The following is a 15182-nucleotide window of genomic DNA, read 5'->3' on the forward strand; positions in this document are numbered from 1 at the left end:
CTGACCTAGCGCCGGCCGAACAGCTTCTCGATATCGGCGAGCTTCAGTTCCACATAGGTCGGCCGGCCATGGTTGCACTGGCCGGAATGCGGTGTGGCTTCCATCTGGCGCAGCAGCGCGTTCATCTCGTCTCCGTTGAGACGCCGTCCGGCCCGCACGGAGGATCGGCAAGCCATATTGCCCATGACGTCCTCGAATCGCTCCTTGAGCGCAAGGCCGGCATTATACTCGGCAAAGTCATCCGCAAGATCGCGCAAGAGGCCCGCCGTATCCATCTCGCCGAACAGCGCCGGCGTCGCCCGCACGCAGACGGCGCCGGGCCCGAATGCTTCGACTTCCAGGCCCAGCGCGCCAAGGTCATCCGCGCGGTCCAGGATGCGGCCAGCCTCGTCTTCGCTCATCTCGACAATATCCGGGATCAGCAGCGCCTGACGGCGCACGCCGCCGTCTTCCATCTGCCGCTTCATCGCCTCGTAGACGAGGCGTTCATGCGCAGCGTGCTGGTCAACGATGACAATACCATCCGCTGTCTGAGCAATAATATAAGTCTCATGCACCTGCGCGCGCGCCGCCCCAAGCGGGAACTCGCCGGTATGTGGCTGAGATTTCTGCTCATCAAAGCGCGCGGCAGGCGCGGTGTTCGGCATGAAAGGCTCGCGCGAGACTTCCGGTACGCCGCGCGGCAAGCTGACCGGGCGGTAGGCCGCCGATGATGGCGACTGCCAGAGGAGACCAGCCTGCGCCGCCTCAGGCCTTGCCCGGCCGAGCGCAAAGCCAGCCACCGTGGTCGAGGCACGATGGCCTGCATCGGCGAGCGAATGGCGTAGCGCGCCAATCATCAGGCCGCGAATGCTGGCGCCGTCGCGGAACCGCACCTCGGTTTTCGCGGGGTGGACGTTCACGTCGACTTCCTCGGGCTCGACATCAACAAACAGCGCGAGCATTGGATGGCGATCCCGCGCCAGAAAATCCTGGTAAGCCGCGCGCACAACGCCGGTCAGCATCCTGTCCTTCACGGGGCGTCCGTTCACAAACAGGAACTGCATCTGCGCATTGCCGCGATTGAGCGTCGGCAGGCCTGCAAAGCCGGTAAGCCGCGTACCGTCGCGCGTCGCATCAATCGCGATAGCATTGTCGCTAAACTCGCGGCCCATGATGGCGCCGAGCCGGGCGAGGCGGCCGGCTTCATCATCAAACTCCGGCGCGTAGCGCAGCACGTTGCGGCCATTGTTTTCCAAGGTGAATCCCACGCCCGGATTGGCCATCGCGAGGCGCTTGACGACATCGGTTACCGCGAGCGCTTCGGCGCGCTCCCCGCGCATGAACTTCAGGCGCGCGGGCGTGGCATGGAACAGGTCCGCCACATCGATGCGCGTGCCGGTTTCACTTCGCCCGGTGAAGGCAGCCGGTTTCGGTCCATCGATCCGTCCGGCCTCGGAGTATATTTCTGCTGCTGCTTCGCCCGCCGCGCGGCTGACAATCCGCAGGCGGCTGACCGAAGCGATCGACGGCAAGGCTTCGCCGCGAAAGCCCATCGTGTGAATGTTGAGAAGGTCGACGCGCCCATCGGCGTCCGGCACAAGTTTCGAGGTCGCGTGCCGCTCCAGCGCCACCGACAAATCCTCTGCCGAGAGGCCGCAGCCATCATCCTCGATGGTGATCCGCTTCAGGCCGCCTTCCTCGATGGCGATCGAGATGTTGAGCGCGCCAGCATCGAGCGCGTTTTCCACTAGCTCCTTTACAGCGGCCGCCGGTCGCTCAACCACTTCGCCAGCGGCGATACGGTTGACCACCTCGGGCGGTAGCCGGAGTATGACGGGACGGAGGCGCGCAGAATCAGGCATCAGCCGCATATTGTAGCCGCCCGCCCGGCGCCTGTCCCGCGCGGAAGTGCGCGCTTCGGACGCGAGGCTTTAGCGTTGAATTTTCCCCGCTTCCCGGCGACACTGGTTCATCATTCCTCACTCAAGGCCTTGCTGTCATGCGCATTTTCGTCTCCGCCGCCCTGGCCCTCTCTCTCATTGCCGCCTGCGGCGGCCCGGCCGAAACGGTGCCCGCTGCCCAAGCCGCCCCGGCTGCCGCCCCCGCCGAGGCGATGCCGGCCCCGGCCGCGCCAGCAGCGTCACCCGGCGAGCCGAGCCCGGAATTCGCATCGCTGCCCGCGCCCTACAACACCGCTAGCTATGCTGCCGGGAACCGGACCTGGAAACTCTGCCAGTCCTGCCACCTGACTGCCGAGGGCGCTGGTAACCTCGTGGGCCCGAACCTGTATGGATTGTTTGGTCGCCCGGTCGCCTCGGCGCCGGACTTCGACTATTCGCCCGCACTGAAGGCCGAAACCTTCATCTGGTCGCCGGAACAACTCGACAATTGGCTGGCCAATCCGCGCACCTTCGTGCCCGGCAACCGGATGAGTTTTTCCGGCGTGCGCAAGCCGGAAGACCGCCTGGCTGTGATCGCGTACCTGATGGTGCAGACTGGATATTCGGCGCCGGAAGAAACACCAGCGGAGTGACTTTCGCTAGCGCCGGGCGCCGATCTAGCCCGCGGCCCTGATCGTGCGAGCACGGCGGCGGGCTTCTTCGATTGAGGGCTGCTTTGCGGTCAGAGCTTGATATAGTCCGAGATGATTTTCGGTGCAGGGGCGCCGGCGATGGGCGCGCCGAGGCTGATATGGATACCGCCTGCCAAAAGAGTGTTCACTTCGACGACCTCATCGACGGTGGCGAGGTTGTCCTTGTGGCGGGCTGACCAGTCGGGCGAGAGCGCGCGGGCGCGGCTCCAGATCTCGGCTTTGTCTGCGCCGGCCATAAAGAGATAATGGTGCTGCTCGCCGAAAAGTTCGGGCGTGTAACCACCAACATTGATGAACCAGAGGGAAGCACCGGGTTTCGCCGGCGCAGGGCCCGCGACGACCTCGACCGGCCGGCCGTCGACATGGGTAAGTTCGGCATATCCATCGATATGCAGAGAGGCCGGCGTGCCCCACCAGGCGGCGCGCAGCTGGGGCACGGTGTCCATCAGCGTCTCGCCGGTGACGAAGCGCAGGTCATGAAGCTCAATGTTGGCGCGGGGATGATTGCCGCCCACGAAAACCGCAAAGAGTTTCATCGGTCACTCGCCTCTGCCACCTCGACCGATTTGGCGCAGCCGGGCGGGCGGGGCAAGCCCCGGTCATTTCACTTTGCTTTGCAAAGTTGTTTGTTGACAGGCGTTTTAACTTTGAATTACAAAGTGCTTGTCATTTGACAAAGGAGACCGACATGACCCGTTCTATATCCCTGAAATCCGCGCTCGCGCTGGCGGGCGCGCTGGCCGCTGCCGGCATGGCGCAGGCGGCACCGCTCACGGTGAACGTGGAGGGCATCGAAGCGCGCGGCGGCAAGTTCTATGTGGGCGTGCAGACCGCGGCGCAGTTCATGAAGGAAGAAGGCATCGCCGGCGAGATCATTGAGGCGCCGGAGGCCGGCAGCCGCAGCTTCACCTTCGACCTGCCGGAAGGCGCCTATGCGGTATCGATCTGGCATGACTTCAACGCCAACGGCAAATTCGACACAGCCGAGAATGGCCGGCCGCTGGATGGCTGGACGTCGCCGAATGCCGAGACCCTGCGCGCGGCGCCGACCTTTGAACAGTCGGCCGTAAGCGTTGGCGCGGCCGGCGGCGGCGCTACGCTGAAGATGATCTATCCCGAGTAAGCCGGGCAAGTCCGTAGACGGAGGAGGAAGCCCCGGCCCCTTGAGGGGCCGGGGTTTTCGCTAGCCTAGAGGCGGTAGCGGATCTGGTCAGACCAGAAGCGTTCGAGGCGCGAGATCGTCTTGTTGAGCTGCGACAGGTCGTCGGCGCGGACGCTGGCAGTGGGCTCGAGGGCAGTCGCCTGCTTCTCGAACAGTTTCGCCACGCGGACACGGACCTTCTTGCCGCGGTCGGTGAGACGGAGCGTAACTGTACGCTTGTCGTCTTCCGAACGCGTCTGGATCAGGTAGCCACCTTCCTGCAGTTTCTTGACGTTGTAGGAGAGGCTGGTGCCGGCAAACGCGCCGCGGGCGCGGAGCACGGAAGCCGGAGCTTCGCCTTCGCCAATCTCGTACAGGAGGAGCGCCTGGACGCCGGTCAGCGAACGCTCACCACCGCGCTCAAGGTCGTCCTTGACCACATCGTGGAGACGGCGATGGGCTTGCTCAAGAAGCGACAGAGACTTCAGGAAAGACTCGCCGATAGAAGTATTTGCAGTTTCCTGCATGTCGATCATCATCATTGTAACCACCACTCAACTTTTGTTGTAGTTTGAGTAGAGTTACATGATGAGAACTAATATTTTGATAAGCATGCTTGGTATACGCAAGCACAGAGTTAATAAACGACGATTTTCATTAACCGTTACTGAGGCGTAACGGAATTGCCATCAGGCGAAGACGTCTACTGTCTGCGCACCGCCGTACTTTGGAGAGGGCCCGTGTTTGTTGGGCTGTGGGCGAGAATCGAAGAACATCAGAATGAAAAGTATGATCGCTCCAATATAAGGAATGAAGTTGATCAAGTAGAGCCAGCCGGACATGTCCTGGTCGTGGAGGCGCCGGACCGTAATGGAGATTCCCGGGATCAGGCTATAAAAATAGAACAGGACAATGAATATTGGCAGGAATCCAGCTTCTCCGTCAGCGTAGGCAATGAATACAGAAGCAGACACTACAGAGTCCGCGACGAAGCAAACAATCAGCGTGACTATGTAGAAAAACAGGTAACCCCAATACTCGGCGCGCCGGGCCCGGCCGTAGAACTGAAAGTAATTCCGCGACAGGGCCCGCAAGAAATATTGCAGCATCCCATCCGATTTTGCTGCAACAGCCGGAATATAGGCTGCATCTGTATTGGTGACCGGAAGCTCAGACTGGGCGCTGGCAACAATATAGATGTCGCGTGCATCCTCGCCGAGGCCGATGAAATCCACCTGCGCGCCGGCCGGCAGCACAGCGGCGCGATGAACATGGGCCGTGGTGAAATGATAGCGCTTGCCGTCCACGCCGAGGATCAGACCCGGGCCGCTCGCATCCTCAGGCTTCAGGACTTCGCCGCGCATTGATCCCTACCCTGCTCTGTGGTCGGGGCGAGTATCGGCGCCGGGCGCGGCGCCTGTCCAGCCCTGCCGGTCATGCGCTGAAGGTCAGCTCGTCAGGGCCCAGAGGCGCGAAATAGCGGGCGACATCGGCGTCCGACACGTCTTCCAGGCACGCGGGCTTCCAGACGGGCGCATTGTCCTTGTCGATGATGACGGCGCGCACGCCTTCCAGGAAATCCGCACTCTGAACCTTGCGCCAGCCGATCCGGAATTCCATGCGCATGTTGTCCTCGAAGGTTGCGGCGGAGCGGCCTTCGCGCAGCTGACGCAGGGCGACCTTGACAGTTTCCGGGCTCTTGGCGCGGAGCGTTGCGGCCTCAGTGCGAGCCCAGTCACCGCCATCAGCCTCCAGCGCAGCGAGGATGTCCTCGGCGCGGTCTGCGGCGAAGCAGCGATTGATGACAGCGCGGTGCGTCTCGAAGCTGCCAGGCGGGACGGCGTGGGTGAGCCGGCCGAGGATCTCGTTGAGGAGTTCGGCGGCGCCAGCGGAGAAGTCTGCTGCCTCGACTTGTTTGGCGAGGGCCGGAATGAGCTCGGAGGGGAGGAAATGCGTGGCGACGCGGGCAGCGGCGACGTCCGCGCCCTTGAGGCGCGCCCCGGTCAGCGCCAGCCACGTCCCGAGTTCGCCGCCAAGGCGCGGCAGGAACCAGCCGCCGCCGACATCCGGGAAGAGGCCGATACCGGTTTCAGGCATGGCGAAGACGGTGCGCTCCGTCGCTACGCGGTGTGATCCGTGGACAGACAGGCCGACGCCGCCGCCCATCGTAACACCGTCGATGACGGCGAGAACCGGTTTCGGGAAAGCTTCGAGGGCGGCGTTCATGCGGTATTCGGTTCGGAAGAAACCGCGGGCCTCGGCCCCGTCCGCTGCGCCGCTTTCAGCAAGCATGCGGATGTCGCCGCCGGCGCAGAAGCCGCGGGTGCCCTCCTGATGGTCGATCCAGAGAAGATGTATGGAGGGGTCTGCAGACCATCGGGTGACGGCGTCCAGGATGGCCGCACACATCGGCGTATTCAGGGCGTGCAGGGCGCCCGGGCGGGTCAGCGTGATGCGGCCGAGCCCGCCTTGCTGGCGGATCAACACGTCAGATGTCATGGCAGGTCTCCGTCCGGAAAGCGTAACGCAAACGTAAATGCCCACTTCCAAAATTGAGACAAGCTGTTTCGCCAAGCCTTTACATGTTTGTGCGACAACAGCGGTGAAACCCTGCCCTGTCCCAGCCCCGGAATGCCGATGTCCAGCCAGCTAACCACCAGCTCACGTCTTGAAGTGGGCAAGTTCAATCGCCGCGGCCAGCGCGTTCGCGTCGATGCTCGCGGACTGGTCAAGCTCGGCTGGTTCCGCAAACAGGAAGTGGAAGTGCGAGACGTCTCACCGGGCGGGGCGCGTCTTGCCCTGCCGGAAGGCGTGCTCCTGCCGGACGAGTTTGAGCTGCGCATCCCGCAGTTCAAGTATCCGCGCACGTGCATGAAGCGCTGGGAAAGCGGTCTGGAAATCGGCGTCGAGTTCAAGTTCGAATAGGGCGTCAGTCGCTCAGTTCAGCGCGCAGCCTTCGATAGTGATGCGGTGCATCAGGCGCCGCTCGCCGTGATAATCATTCATCGCCCAATGCCAGGTCGCGCGGTTGTCCCAGAAGGCGACCGAGCCGGGCTGCCATTTGAACCGGTGGGCGTGGGCCGGGTTCATTGCATGGGCATAGAGGCGCGCGAGAAGTTCATGTGACGCCTGGTCCGTGTATCCTTCGATCCGTGTCGTGAAAGCCGGGTTCACGTAGAGCGCCTTCTTGCCGCTCAGGGGATGGGCAATCACGACAGGATGTGTGACATCCTCCAGCACGTCCGCTGCGGCGGCATTTCCAATGCGGCTATCCGTGTCGCGGTTGGCTTTGTAGTGATTGTCCGGCGCCGAACCGAAGATGTGCCGAGCCGAGTGAACGGCCTGCAGGTCCGCGATTTCGGCCTTCGTGGAGGCATCGAGCGTGTCGTAGGCGGCATACATGGAGGCGAACCATGTGTCTCCGCCGGCATCCGGTAGCTGACGGGCGACGAGGACAGAGCCCATCGCCGGTTCGGCGTCATAGGAATGATCCGTATGCCAGCCGCCGCCGATATTGGTTTTCTGTTCCTTTTCCTTGAGCACCAGCGCAATTTCCGGAAAGCGCTCATGCGCCTGGAAGAAGCGGTTGATATTGATGGGGCCGAAGCGGCGCGCAAAGGCAATATGTTCGTCTTCGGAGAGCGACTGGTCGCGGAAGAAGATCACACCGTGATCGGCATAGGCCTGACGCACAGCGGCGAACTCGCCGGGCGTCAGATGACGGATATCCACGCCGGTGATTTCGGCGCCGGCGCCTTGAAGGGGCGTGACCTGCATGACGGACTCCTTCGGTGTCTAAGAGGCGGACTGCCCGGTCAGCATGCGCCGCAGGGTGCTATCGCGGTCGATGAGCGAATGCTTCAGGGCGCCGGCGATATGCAGGACGATCAGCGCGGCGAGAGTGTAGGCTGCATAACCGTGAACCGCGCGGAAGGACCGCGCGAGATCCTTCATTTCGGCCACCGGCGGGATCGTGAAGAGTCCGTACATGTCTATCGACCGGCCGCCGACCAGCGACATTAAAATGCCGGACAGTGGCATGACGATGAGTGTCAGGAGCATCGCGCCGTGAACGGCCTTTGACAGGGCGAGTTCCCAGCCGGCGCGGTCTGACGCGGCCGCCGGGAAACCCTGGCCAAGGCGCCAGGTGACCCGCCAGAGGGCGAACAGGAGCAACAGCGTACCGGTGGCTTTGTGCAGGTTGCGCACTTCGCCGGCCTGCTCGTCCGGCAAAACGTCATACGAAAGGATGAAGCCGACGATCAGCAGGCTGGCGAAGAGGACCGCGCCGATCCAGTGATTCAGGCGCGAGACGCTGCCATAGGTGCCTTCGGTCTTGTCGGTCATATGAAGCCCTCTCCAGACGCCTTCGTCCAACCTAGCGGAGCTTGCGCGGCGGCGCCAGTGGGTCAGGCGATGGATGCGATCTCGGCAAGGCGCGTCTCCCAGGCGGCCGCAGCTTCGGGTGTCCAGCTGGCGCCGTTCAGCTCACGAACCGTGTCGCGGATGGCGCCGAACATCAGGTCGAGGTCGGTTTCGGCAAGACCGTAGCCCGTATGGCTGAAGCGGGAGGACGAGATGATGACGCGCTGGACGGCTGCGTCATCGTCAAGGCCGAGGATGGCGTTGAAACAGGTTTCCAGCATCGAACCACGCACGCCGCCGTCTGTGTCCATCACGAACAGCGGCTCGAATTCCGGGCGCAGCGCGAACAGCCGCCGGTAGACCAGCGGCGCCGGGTCTGCGCAGGCCTCTGCGGCGCGTTCGAGCGTTTCGAGGATCAGGGCAGCGGTCATGAGACCTGTTTCGCAGATCGGAGCGGCAGCGTCAAAGCTGACGCCGGGGAGCCGATTGCGCCGCCGCACCGGCGAGCGCAGGATGGCAAAAACATCGGGAGGAAAACATGAAACACCTTGAAGGCAAAACTGCGTTCGTGACGGGCGCGGCCTCGGGCATCGGGCTCGGCATTGCGACCGCGCTGGCGCAGGCGGGCGTGAAAGTCATGCTGTGCGACATCGAGAAGGACGCACTGGACAAGGCGGTCGCGAGCCTCAAGGCGACGAATGCAAACGTGGCCGGCGTCGTGGCGGACGTGTCGCTGAAGGACAATCTGCAGCGCGCGGCCGACGAGACCATTTCGCAGTTCGGCAAGGTGCACATCCTCGTCAACAATGCCGGCGTCGGCGGCGGCGGTGACTATGGCACGTGGAACGACGCGTCCTGGAACTGGGTGATGGGGGTCAACCTCTGGTCAGTGATCTGGGGCATCGAGATTTTCGGACCGCTGATCGAGAAACATGGCGAGGGCGGTCAGATCGTCTCGACCGCATCGATTGCAGGCATGGTGGCACTGACGAACCCGTCCTATGACGTGACGAAGTTCGGCGTGGTGGCCCTGTCGGAGGACCTGCGGCCGAAACTGGCCGCGCGCGGCATCGGCGTGTCCGTGCTGTGCCCGGGGGTAATCCGCACGAACATCGTGTCTTCGGGTCGCAACATTCCGGACCGTTTTGCCGGGCAGATCCAGGCGGTGCCGACGGAAGGTCCGGGCACGGAGATCCTGAAGGCCGTGACCGAAGCGATTGCCAGCGGCATCGACCCACTCTACGTGGGCGAACTGGTCCGCGAGGCCATCGAAGGCGACTGGCCACACATCTTCACCGATCTGCAGTTTGAACCGCACATCGACGCACGGTTTGCGGCGATCAAGCAGGGCTTTGACCGGATTCGGGGAAGAACGCCGCGGCACTGAGGCCCAAACCTCGAAGGGCCTCTCACCGCCCAGGTTGGTTCCGGTTATCGATTTGCGATTATCGGCAGGGTCGCCTCGGTCCGGTCACTCGAGAACCCGGCGGATATTCGGCAGGACTTCGCCGCTGCCAGCCGAAGTCGCTTGCTGGCAGGCGTCCATCAACTCACGACGCCGATCTGTTTGCGCTAGCCGTCGCGTGGCCTATGTCTGACGCTGTTCCGGAGCAGCCGCCGGCGGGTGGCTGCCGCCGTGCTTGACAGCCACTTATCCCGCGTCGATGTTTTTCAGAAGAATGCCAGCTCGCCGTAGGCCAGGAGAAGCTATGTTACCAGGCGCAATCGCAACAACCGATCCGGAACGGATCGCGGTGATTATGGCGGGGTCAGGTGAAACCATTTCCTATGGCGAGCTTGAGAAGCGTACCAACAAGCTCGCACACTTGTTTCGCCAGCAGGGCCTGAGCCGTCTCGATCACTACGCCATCTACATGGAAAACAACGCGCGCTACGTCGAATGCTGCGGCGCGGGCCTCCGGGCCGGGCTTTATTTCACACCCACCAATTCCTACCTCGGCGTCGACGAACTGGCCTACATTCTCAACAACAGCCGCTCGAAGGTCCTCATCACCTCTCAGGCTAAACTGGAAGTGGCGCGAGCGGCGATGGCTCAGGCGCCGGGTGTCGCGCTTTGCCTCGTCGTCGATGGCGCAGGCGACGATAAAAAGGTCCGCGCATTGGACGACGCCGTCGCGGGAATGCCTGACACGCCGATCGCCGATCAGTGGCTTGGTACGGCGATGCTCTACTCGTCTGGGACTACCGGCCGGCCTAAGGGCATCGTTCGCCCGCTACCGGACGCGGGGCCGGACGAAGACCTGCCTGTGTTGAAGTTCCTGCAAACTCTCTGGCTTTACCGCGACCGGATGATGTACCTCTCGCCGGCCCCCCTTTATCACTCCGCACCGCAGATGGCGGTCGCATTGACGATCCGCGCGGGCGGCACAGCCGTCATCATGGAGAACTTCGATGCCGAGAGCTACCTCGCACTGATCGAGCGCCACCAGGTCACGCACAGCCAGCTCGTGCCGACAATGTTTTCGCGCCTCTTGAAACTTCCCGAAGACGTGCGCTCGCGCTACAATTTGAGTTCGCTCGAAGTCGCCATCCACGCCGCCGCCCCTTGCCCGGTTCAGGTCAAGGAGCAGATGATCGCCTGGTGGGGACCGATCATCCACGAATACTACGGTGCCACAGAAGGTCTTGGCTTCACCGCCTGTAACACGCCCGAGTGGCTCGCGCACAAGGGGACCGTCGGGCGCGTGGTGCTCGGTGACATTCACATCCTCGACGAAGACATGAACCCGTCGCCCAAAGGCGAGCCCGGCACGATCTGGTTCAAAACGGCCTCGCCGTTCGAGTATTTCGAGGACGAGGCCAAGACAAAGGAAAGCCGCTCACCGGACGGATCGATGAGCACGGTAGGCGACGTCGGCTACCTCGATGACGATGGCTTCCTCCATCTCACCGACCGCAAGACATTCATGATCATTTCCGGCGGCATGAACATTTACCCGCAGGAATGCGAAAACCTGCTGATCACGCATCCGAAGGTGACGGACGCAGCCGTGTTCGGCGTGCCGAACGAGGATCTCGGTGAAGAAGTGAAGGCCGTGGTGCAGGTCGCACCCGGTTTCGTGGCGGACACGGCCTTGGAAGCGGAGCTGATCGCCTACTGCAGAGCCAACCTGGCGCACATAAAATGTCCGCGTTCGATCGACTTTACCGACCAGCTGCCGCGCCTACCGACTGGCAAGCTTTACAAGCGTGTGCTGCGCGATCCCTATTGGGCAGGGCGCAAGAGCAAAATTTCCTGACGAACCAAACCTGCTCTTGCAAGCCCATTTCCGAAAGCTTGGTCTGGTTGCTTCCGGAAGGGTCACGTTCGCTTCTCGTGCCTGTACTTGGAACAACAAGTTAAGCTTGCCTGCAAACGGCCGCCAGGGGCTGACCTGCCACAGGATTTTCGGCCAAGCTAATGCCTGGGATACGACTGCCGCGCGGAAGTGAATGGCGCCTTTGGGCGATTGCTGCGCAATGGTGTTGCGCCCTTCCTCACCTGCGTGGCCGGTGAGGGGCTGGGATCAGCCCTTCAGCATATCCCTCGAGATGATCACGCGCATGATCTCGTTGGTGCCTTCGAGGATCTGGTGGACCCTCAGGTCACGGACGATGCGCTCGACCCCGTAGTCAGCGAGGTAGCCATAGCCGCCATGGATCTGCAGGGCGTCATTGGCGACCTTGAAGGCGGTGTCGGTGACGAAGCGCTTGGCCATCGCGCACCAGCGGGTGGCGTCCGGCGTCTTGCCGTCGAGGCGGCCGGCGGCTTCGTAGAGCATGACGCGGGCCGCCTGGAGTTCGGTTTCCATGTCGGCAAGCTTGAACTGCGTGGACTGAAAATCCGCGATCGCCTTGCCGAACTGCTTGCGATCTTTCGCATAGGCGACCGCCTTGTCGAGCGCGAGCTGGGCACCGCCGAGCGCGCAGGCGGCGATGTTGAGACGGCCGCCATCAAGGCCCGCCATGGCGAAGCGGAAGCCGTGGCCTTCCTCGCCGATGCGGTTGGCTGCCGGCACGCGGACTTCATCCAGGATGACCTGCGCGGTGGGCTGGCTTTTCCAGCCCATCTTGCGCTCGTTGGCGCCGAAGGAGAGACCGGGCGTGCCCTTCTCGATGATGAAGGTGGAGACGCCTTTTGCTCCGTCCTCTGACGTGCGCGCCATCAGGACATAGACATCCGAGGTGCCCGCGCCGGAAATGAACTGCTTGGTGCCGGTGATGACGTAGTCGTCGCCGTCGCGAACGGCCCTGGTCTTGAGGCTTGCGGCGTCGGAGCCTGCGCCCGGCTCGGTCAGGCAATAGGAAGCGATCAGCTCCATTGAAGTGAGGCGCGGCAACCATTGGGCGCGCTGTTCGTTCGAACCGAACGTATCGATCATCCAGCTGGCCATGTTGTGGATGGAGATGAAGGCCGCAGTCGAGACATCGCCGTAAGACAGCTGTTCGAAAATCAGGGCCGCGTCGGTGCGCGTCAGGCCCGAGCCGCCATGCTCTTCCTTCACATAGATGCCGGCAAAGCCAAGCTCGGCGGCCGAGCGAATCACGTCCACCGGAAAGTGGCTGTCGCGGTCCCAGGCCTCGGAATGGGGCAGGAGCTGCGCCTCGGCGAACTTGCGCGCCATGTCGCGGATCATGATCCGTTCGTCATCAAACATCAGGCTCATTGGCAAGGCGCCCTTATCTCAATATGTGTGGCCCCGAATTGCGATAGAGCCCGGCCTTATGTCAATGCGACGCCTTCCCGAAGGATACTCGATTTCGGGCGTGGCCGCCGACGAAATCCCGGACCTGATTGCCATCGACCTTGCCGCCAGCCAGCTGTTTGCAGGCACCGGGATGTTGCCCGATGAAGAGCTGTCGGACCATGTGCCGGCGGAGGTTTTCGAGGCAGCGATGCCCGGCGGGCATGTGTTCGTCGCGCGGGGACGGAAGGGCGTGCCAGCGGGCTTCGTACTGACCTCGCTGCGGGGGGACACGCTGTACCTCGACCAGATCAGCGTGCACCCGGAGCATGGCCGCAAAGGCCTCGGCGCGGCGCTGGTGCGCCGGGTGTTCCAGGACGCGGAGGACCGGGGGCTCAAGACCGTGACCCTATCGACCTTCCGGGACCTCCCCTGGAATGCGCCTTTCTACCGGACACTCGGATTCCGCGAACTTCCGCGCAGGGAGATGACGGCCTGGATGCTGGAAATCGAGACGCGGCAGGCCGAAGTGATGGATGTGACGAAACGCTGCTTCATGCGCCGCAAGGCGGGGTGGTTGTGAGCGGGGCGGATTTGGCGCTAGGAAGGCATATGACCCAGTTTCCCCAGTCCTTTCCCGCCACTCGGATGCGCCGCCTGCGGCAGGCGCCTTGGGTGCGTTCGCTGACCGCTGAAAACGTGCTCACCCCGGCCGACCTGGTCTGGGCAGTGTTCGTGCATGATGGCGAGGGCCGGGTCCCGGTCGCCTCGCTGCCGGGCGTGGACCGGCTCTCCGTGAAAGAAGCCGCCCTCGCGGCGAAGCGAGCGAAGGCGCTGGGCATTCCGGCGATCGCGGTGTTCCCGTATATCGGGCCGGAGGGCAAGGATGCCGAAGGCACGGGGGCGCTGTCGCCGGACGGCCTGGTGCCGCGGGCCCTGAAGGCGATGAAGGATTCGGCGCCGGAAGTCGGTCTGATCACGGACGTAGCGCTGGATGCCTATACGAGCCACGGGCATGACGGCCTGCTGGACGAGGACGGCACGATCCCGAACGATGCGACCGTGGAGCGTCTCGTGACGCAGGCTCTGGTGCATGTCGGCGCCGGCGCGGACGTGGTGGCGCCGTCGGACATGATGGACGGGCGCATCGGCGCGATCCGCGCGGCCTTCGAGGACGAGGGTTTCACCAACGCGATGATCCTTGCCTATGCGGCGAAGTATGCGAGCGGCTTCTACGGGCCCTACCGAGAGGCGATAGGTTCGGCGGCGGCACTCAAAGGCGACAAGAAAACCTACCAGCAGGATCCGGCGAACACGCACGAAGCGTTGCGCGAGGTCGCGCTCGATCTCGCCGAGGGCGCCGACATGGTGATGGTGAAACCGGGCTTGCCCTATCTGGACATCGTGCACCGCGTCGCCACCACGTTCGGCGTACCGACTCTGGCCTACCAGGTGTCCGGCGAATATGCGCAAATCATGGCGGCCGCGCAGAACGGCTGGATCGACGGCGACCGCGTGATGATGGAGACCCTGCTGAGCTTCAAGCGGGCGGGCGCCGCGGGCGTGATCACCTATTTTGCGGAGCGCGCGGCGGAGAAGCTGGGCGGATAAGGCGGCACTCAGGTCAGCCTGCTGGCCGGACGGCACGAACCATTGCGGGACCCCACCCAGGCAGCGCCAGCGGCGGCGCCGACTGAGCGATGAAGACCTTGCCGCACATCGAGCGCGGCATCCGCCAGAGCCACAACATCCCGATCGAGTTTCGCCCCGAAGGCGCCGCGCCCGACAGCTGCTTTTCGGCCTTTCACCGCCCGCGCGACGACGAGTGGTGTAATCTCAACCGCGCCGGGGGGAGGCTGGACCGAAGAGATGGCGTTGCCGCCAGACACTTGGGCCGAACGCTTCGGGCGCCGAACGCCGATCGGCGGCTGACAGATGGCGCGCCCGCAATGATGGACGCATTGTCATGTACAGCGGCGAGCCTCAGCAAGGTGTCATATCCTGTTCAGACGGCAAGCCGGGCATGTTAGCCTTCAGGGGAAGATAAGCCCGGAGTTTCATATGATCCGCACACTGATTGTTTCTGCCGCCCTGCCTTTCATCGCGCTGAGCGCGGGCGCGGGCGAACCTGCCAACCCGCTCGCCACCTGCATGATTGCCAACACCACCCCGTCGCAGAAGGCCGGCATGAAGCAGATGATCATTCACGCGCTGCAGGAGAACAAGCCGGCGGCAACGGAGACCTTCCTGAAGCTCAGCGTCGAGGCCATCTCGATCGCAGCCGCACAATGCGGAGCCACGTTTGCGGACGTTCAGTCACCTTCCTTCCAGGGCGCCCTGGAAGCCTATGGCCAGAGCCTGGGCGATGCCGTGATGAAGGACGCGCTGGCCTTCATGGACATCCCGGTCGACTGAC

The 15182-nt window shown here is 63.2% G+C and carries 17 protein-coding genes; 8 read left to right on the forward strand and 9 right to left on the reverse strand.

All coding sequences use genetic code 11. From position 1 onward, the window contains the following. Window positions 1–5 precede the first annotated feature (5 nt). Complete coding sequence (gene mutL, locus Q0C17_RS07605) at window positions 6–1844, reverse strand: DNA mismatch repair endonuclease MutL (protein WP_291203763.1); 1839 nt, start codon at window positions 1842–1844, stop codon at window positions 6–8. A 137-nt stretch (window positions 1845–1981) separates the two neighbouring features. Between mutL and Q0C17_RS07610 the strand changes: the two genes are divergently transcribed. Further along, the gene (locus Q0C17_RS07610) at window positions 1982–2515 is read left to right on the forward strand and encodes a cytochrome c family protein (protein ID WP_291203766.1); all 534 of its coding nucleotides are present in this window, start codon (window positions 1982–1984) and stop codon (window positions 2513–2515) included. An 89-nt stretch (window positions 2516–2604) separates the two neighbouring features. Here Q0C17_RS07610 and Q0C17_RS07615 read toward each other — a convergent pair whose 3' ends face one another. After that, window positions 2605–3111: a DUF1543 domain-containing protein gene (locus Q0C17_RS07615; RefSeq protein ID WP_291203769.1), complete on the reverse strand. Its 507-nt coding sequence runs from the start codon at window positions 3109–3111 to the stop codon at window positions 2605–2607. Between the two features lie 152 nt (window positions 3112–3263). Here Q0C17_RS07615 and Q0C17_RS07620 point away from each other — a divergent pair, with 152 nt between their 5' ends. Continuing rightward, complete coding sequence (locus Q0C17_RS07620; protein ID WP_291203772.1) at window positions 3264–3698, forward strand: DUF2141 domain-containing protein; 435 nt, start codon at window positions 3264–3266, stop codon at window positions 3696–3698. Between the two features lie 65 nt (window positions 3699–3763). Here Q0C17_RS07620 and Q0C17_RS07625 read toward each other — a convergent pair whose 3' ends face one another. The 3 genes from Q0C17_RS07625 to Q0C17_RS07635 all read right to left on the reverse strand — a co-directional run bounded on the left by Q0C17_RS07625 (window position 3764) and on the right by Q0C17_RS07635 (window position 6215). Beyond that, window positions 3764–4258: a MarR family transcriptional regulator gene (locus Q0C17_RS07625; RefSeq protein ID WP_291204246.1), complete on the reverse strand. Its 495-nt coding sequence runs from the start codon at window positions 4256–4258 to the stop codon at window positions 3764–3766. Window positions 4259–4405: 147 nt separating this feature from the next. Next, the gene (locus Q0C17_RS07630) at window positions 4406–5080 is read right to left on the reverse strand and encodes a DUF805 domain-containing protein (RefSeq protein ID WP_291203775.1); all 675 of its coding nucleotides are present in this window, start codon (window positions 5078–5080) and stop codon (window positions 4406–4408) included. Between the two features lie 70 nt (window positions 5081–5150). Continuing rightward, on the reverse strand, window positions 5151–6215 hold the full coding sequence (locus tag Q0C17_RS07635) for an enoyl-CoA hydratase/isomerase family protein (protein WP_291203778.1): 1065 nt from the start codon (window positions 6213–6215) through the stop codon (window positions 5151–5153). A 138-nt stretch (window positions 6216–6353) separates the two neighbouring features. Here Q0C17_RS07635 and Q0C17_RS07640 point away from each other — a divergent pair, with 138 nt between their 5' ends. Continuing rightward, entirely contained in the window at window positions 6354–6641 is a 288-nt protein-coding gene (locus Q0C17_RS07640; RefSeq protein ID WP_291203781.1) for a PilZ domain-containing protein, read from the forward strand. 12 nt (window positions 6642–6653) lie between these two features. On the opposite strand, the gene Q0C17_RS07645 is transcribed toward Q0C17_RS07640, so the two are convergent. The 3 genes from Q0C17_RS07645 to Q0C17_RS07655 form a co-directional block, all read right to left on the reverse strand. Then, window positions 6654–7493 carry a TauD/TfdA family dioxygenase gene (locus Q0C17_RS07645; RefSeq protein ID WP_291203785.1) on the reverse strand — a complete coding sequence of 280 codons (840 nt, stop codon included), beginning with the start codon at window positions 7491–7493 and terminating at the stop codon, window positions 6654–6656. Between the two features lie 18 nt (window positions 7494–7511). Beyond that, on the reverse strand, window positions 7512–8063 hold the full coding sequence (locus tag Q0C17_RS07650) for a cytochrome b (protein WP_291203788.1): 552 nt from the start codon (window positions 8061–8063) through the stop codon (window positions 7512–7514). Window positions 8064–8125: 62 nt separating this feature from the next. Then, the gene (locus Q0C17_RS07655) at window positions 8126–8512 is read right to left on the reverse strand and encodes a globin (RefSeq protein ID WP_291203791.1); all 387 of its coding nucleotides are present in this window, start codon (window positions 8510–8512) and stop codon (window positions 8126–8128) included. A 107-nt stretch (window positions 8513–8619) separates the two neighbouring features. Here Q0C17_RS07655 and Q0C17_RS07660 point away from each other — a divergent pair, with 107 nt between their 5' ends. Together Q0C17_RS07660 and Q0C17_RS07665 are read left to right on the forward strand one after the other, a co-directional pair. Beyond that, on the forward strand, window positions 8620–9468 hold the full coding sequence (locus Q0C17_RS07660; RefSeq protein WP_291203795.1) for an SDR family NAD(P)-dependent oxidoreductase: 849 nt from the start codon (window positions 8620–8622) through the stop codon (window positions 9466–9468). A 322-nt stretch (window positions 9469–9790) separates the two neighbouring features. Beyond that, window positions 9791–11341 (forward strand): AMP-binding protein, encoded by a 1551-nt coding sequence (locus tag Q0C17_RS07665; RefSeq protein ID WP_291203798.1) that lies wholly within the window; start codon window positions 9791–9793, stop codon window positions 11339–11341. A 267-nt stretch (window positions 11342–11608) separates the two neighbouring features. Here Q0C17_RS07665 and Q0C17_RS07670 read toward each other — a convergent pair whose 3' ends face one another. Further along, entirely contained in the window at window positions 11609–12748 is a 1140-nt protein-coding gene (locus Q0C17_RS07670; protein WP_291203801.1) for an isobutyryl-CoA dehydrogenase, read from the reverse strand. Between the two features lie 64 nt (window positions 12749–12812). Here Q0C17_RS07670 and Q0C17_RS07675 point away from each other — a divergent pair, with 64 nt between their 5' ends. The 3 genes from Q0C17_RS07675 (at window position 12813) to Q0C17_RS07685 (ending at window position 15181) form a co-directional block, all read left to right on the forward strand. Continuing rightward, on the forward strand, window positions 12813–13349 hold the full coding sequence (locus tag Q0C17_RS07675; RefSeq protein WP_291203804.1) for a GNAT family N-acetyltransferase: 537 nt from the start codon (window positions 12813–12815) through the stop codon (window positions 13347–13349). 29 nt (window positions 13350–13378) lie between these two features. After that, window positions 13379–14377 (forward strand): porphobilinogen synthase, encoded by a 999-nt coding sequence (gene hemB, locus Q0C17_RS07680; protein ID WP_291203809.1) that lies wholly within the window; start codon window positions 13379–13381, stop codon window positions 14375–14377. A 450-nt stretch (window positions 14378–14827) separates the two neighbouring features. Next, window positions 14828–15181 carry a hypothetical protein gene (locus Q0C17_RS07685; RefSeq protein WP_291203814.1) on the forward strand — a complete coding sequence of 118 codons (354 nt, stop codon included), beginning with the start codon at window positions 14828–14830 and terminating at the stop codon, window positions 15179–15181. The last annotated feature ends 1 nt before the right edge of the window (window position 15182 follow it).

Origin of the sequence: Hyphomonas sp. (assembly GCF_022844445.1) — a bacterium.
GTDB lineage: Bacteria > Pseudomonadota > Alphaproteobacteria > Caulobacterales > Hyphomonadaceae > Hyphomonas.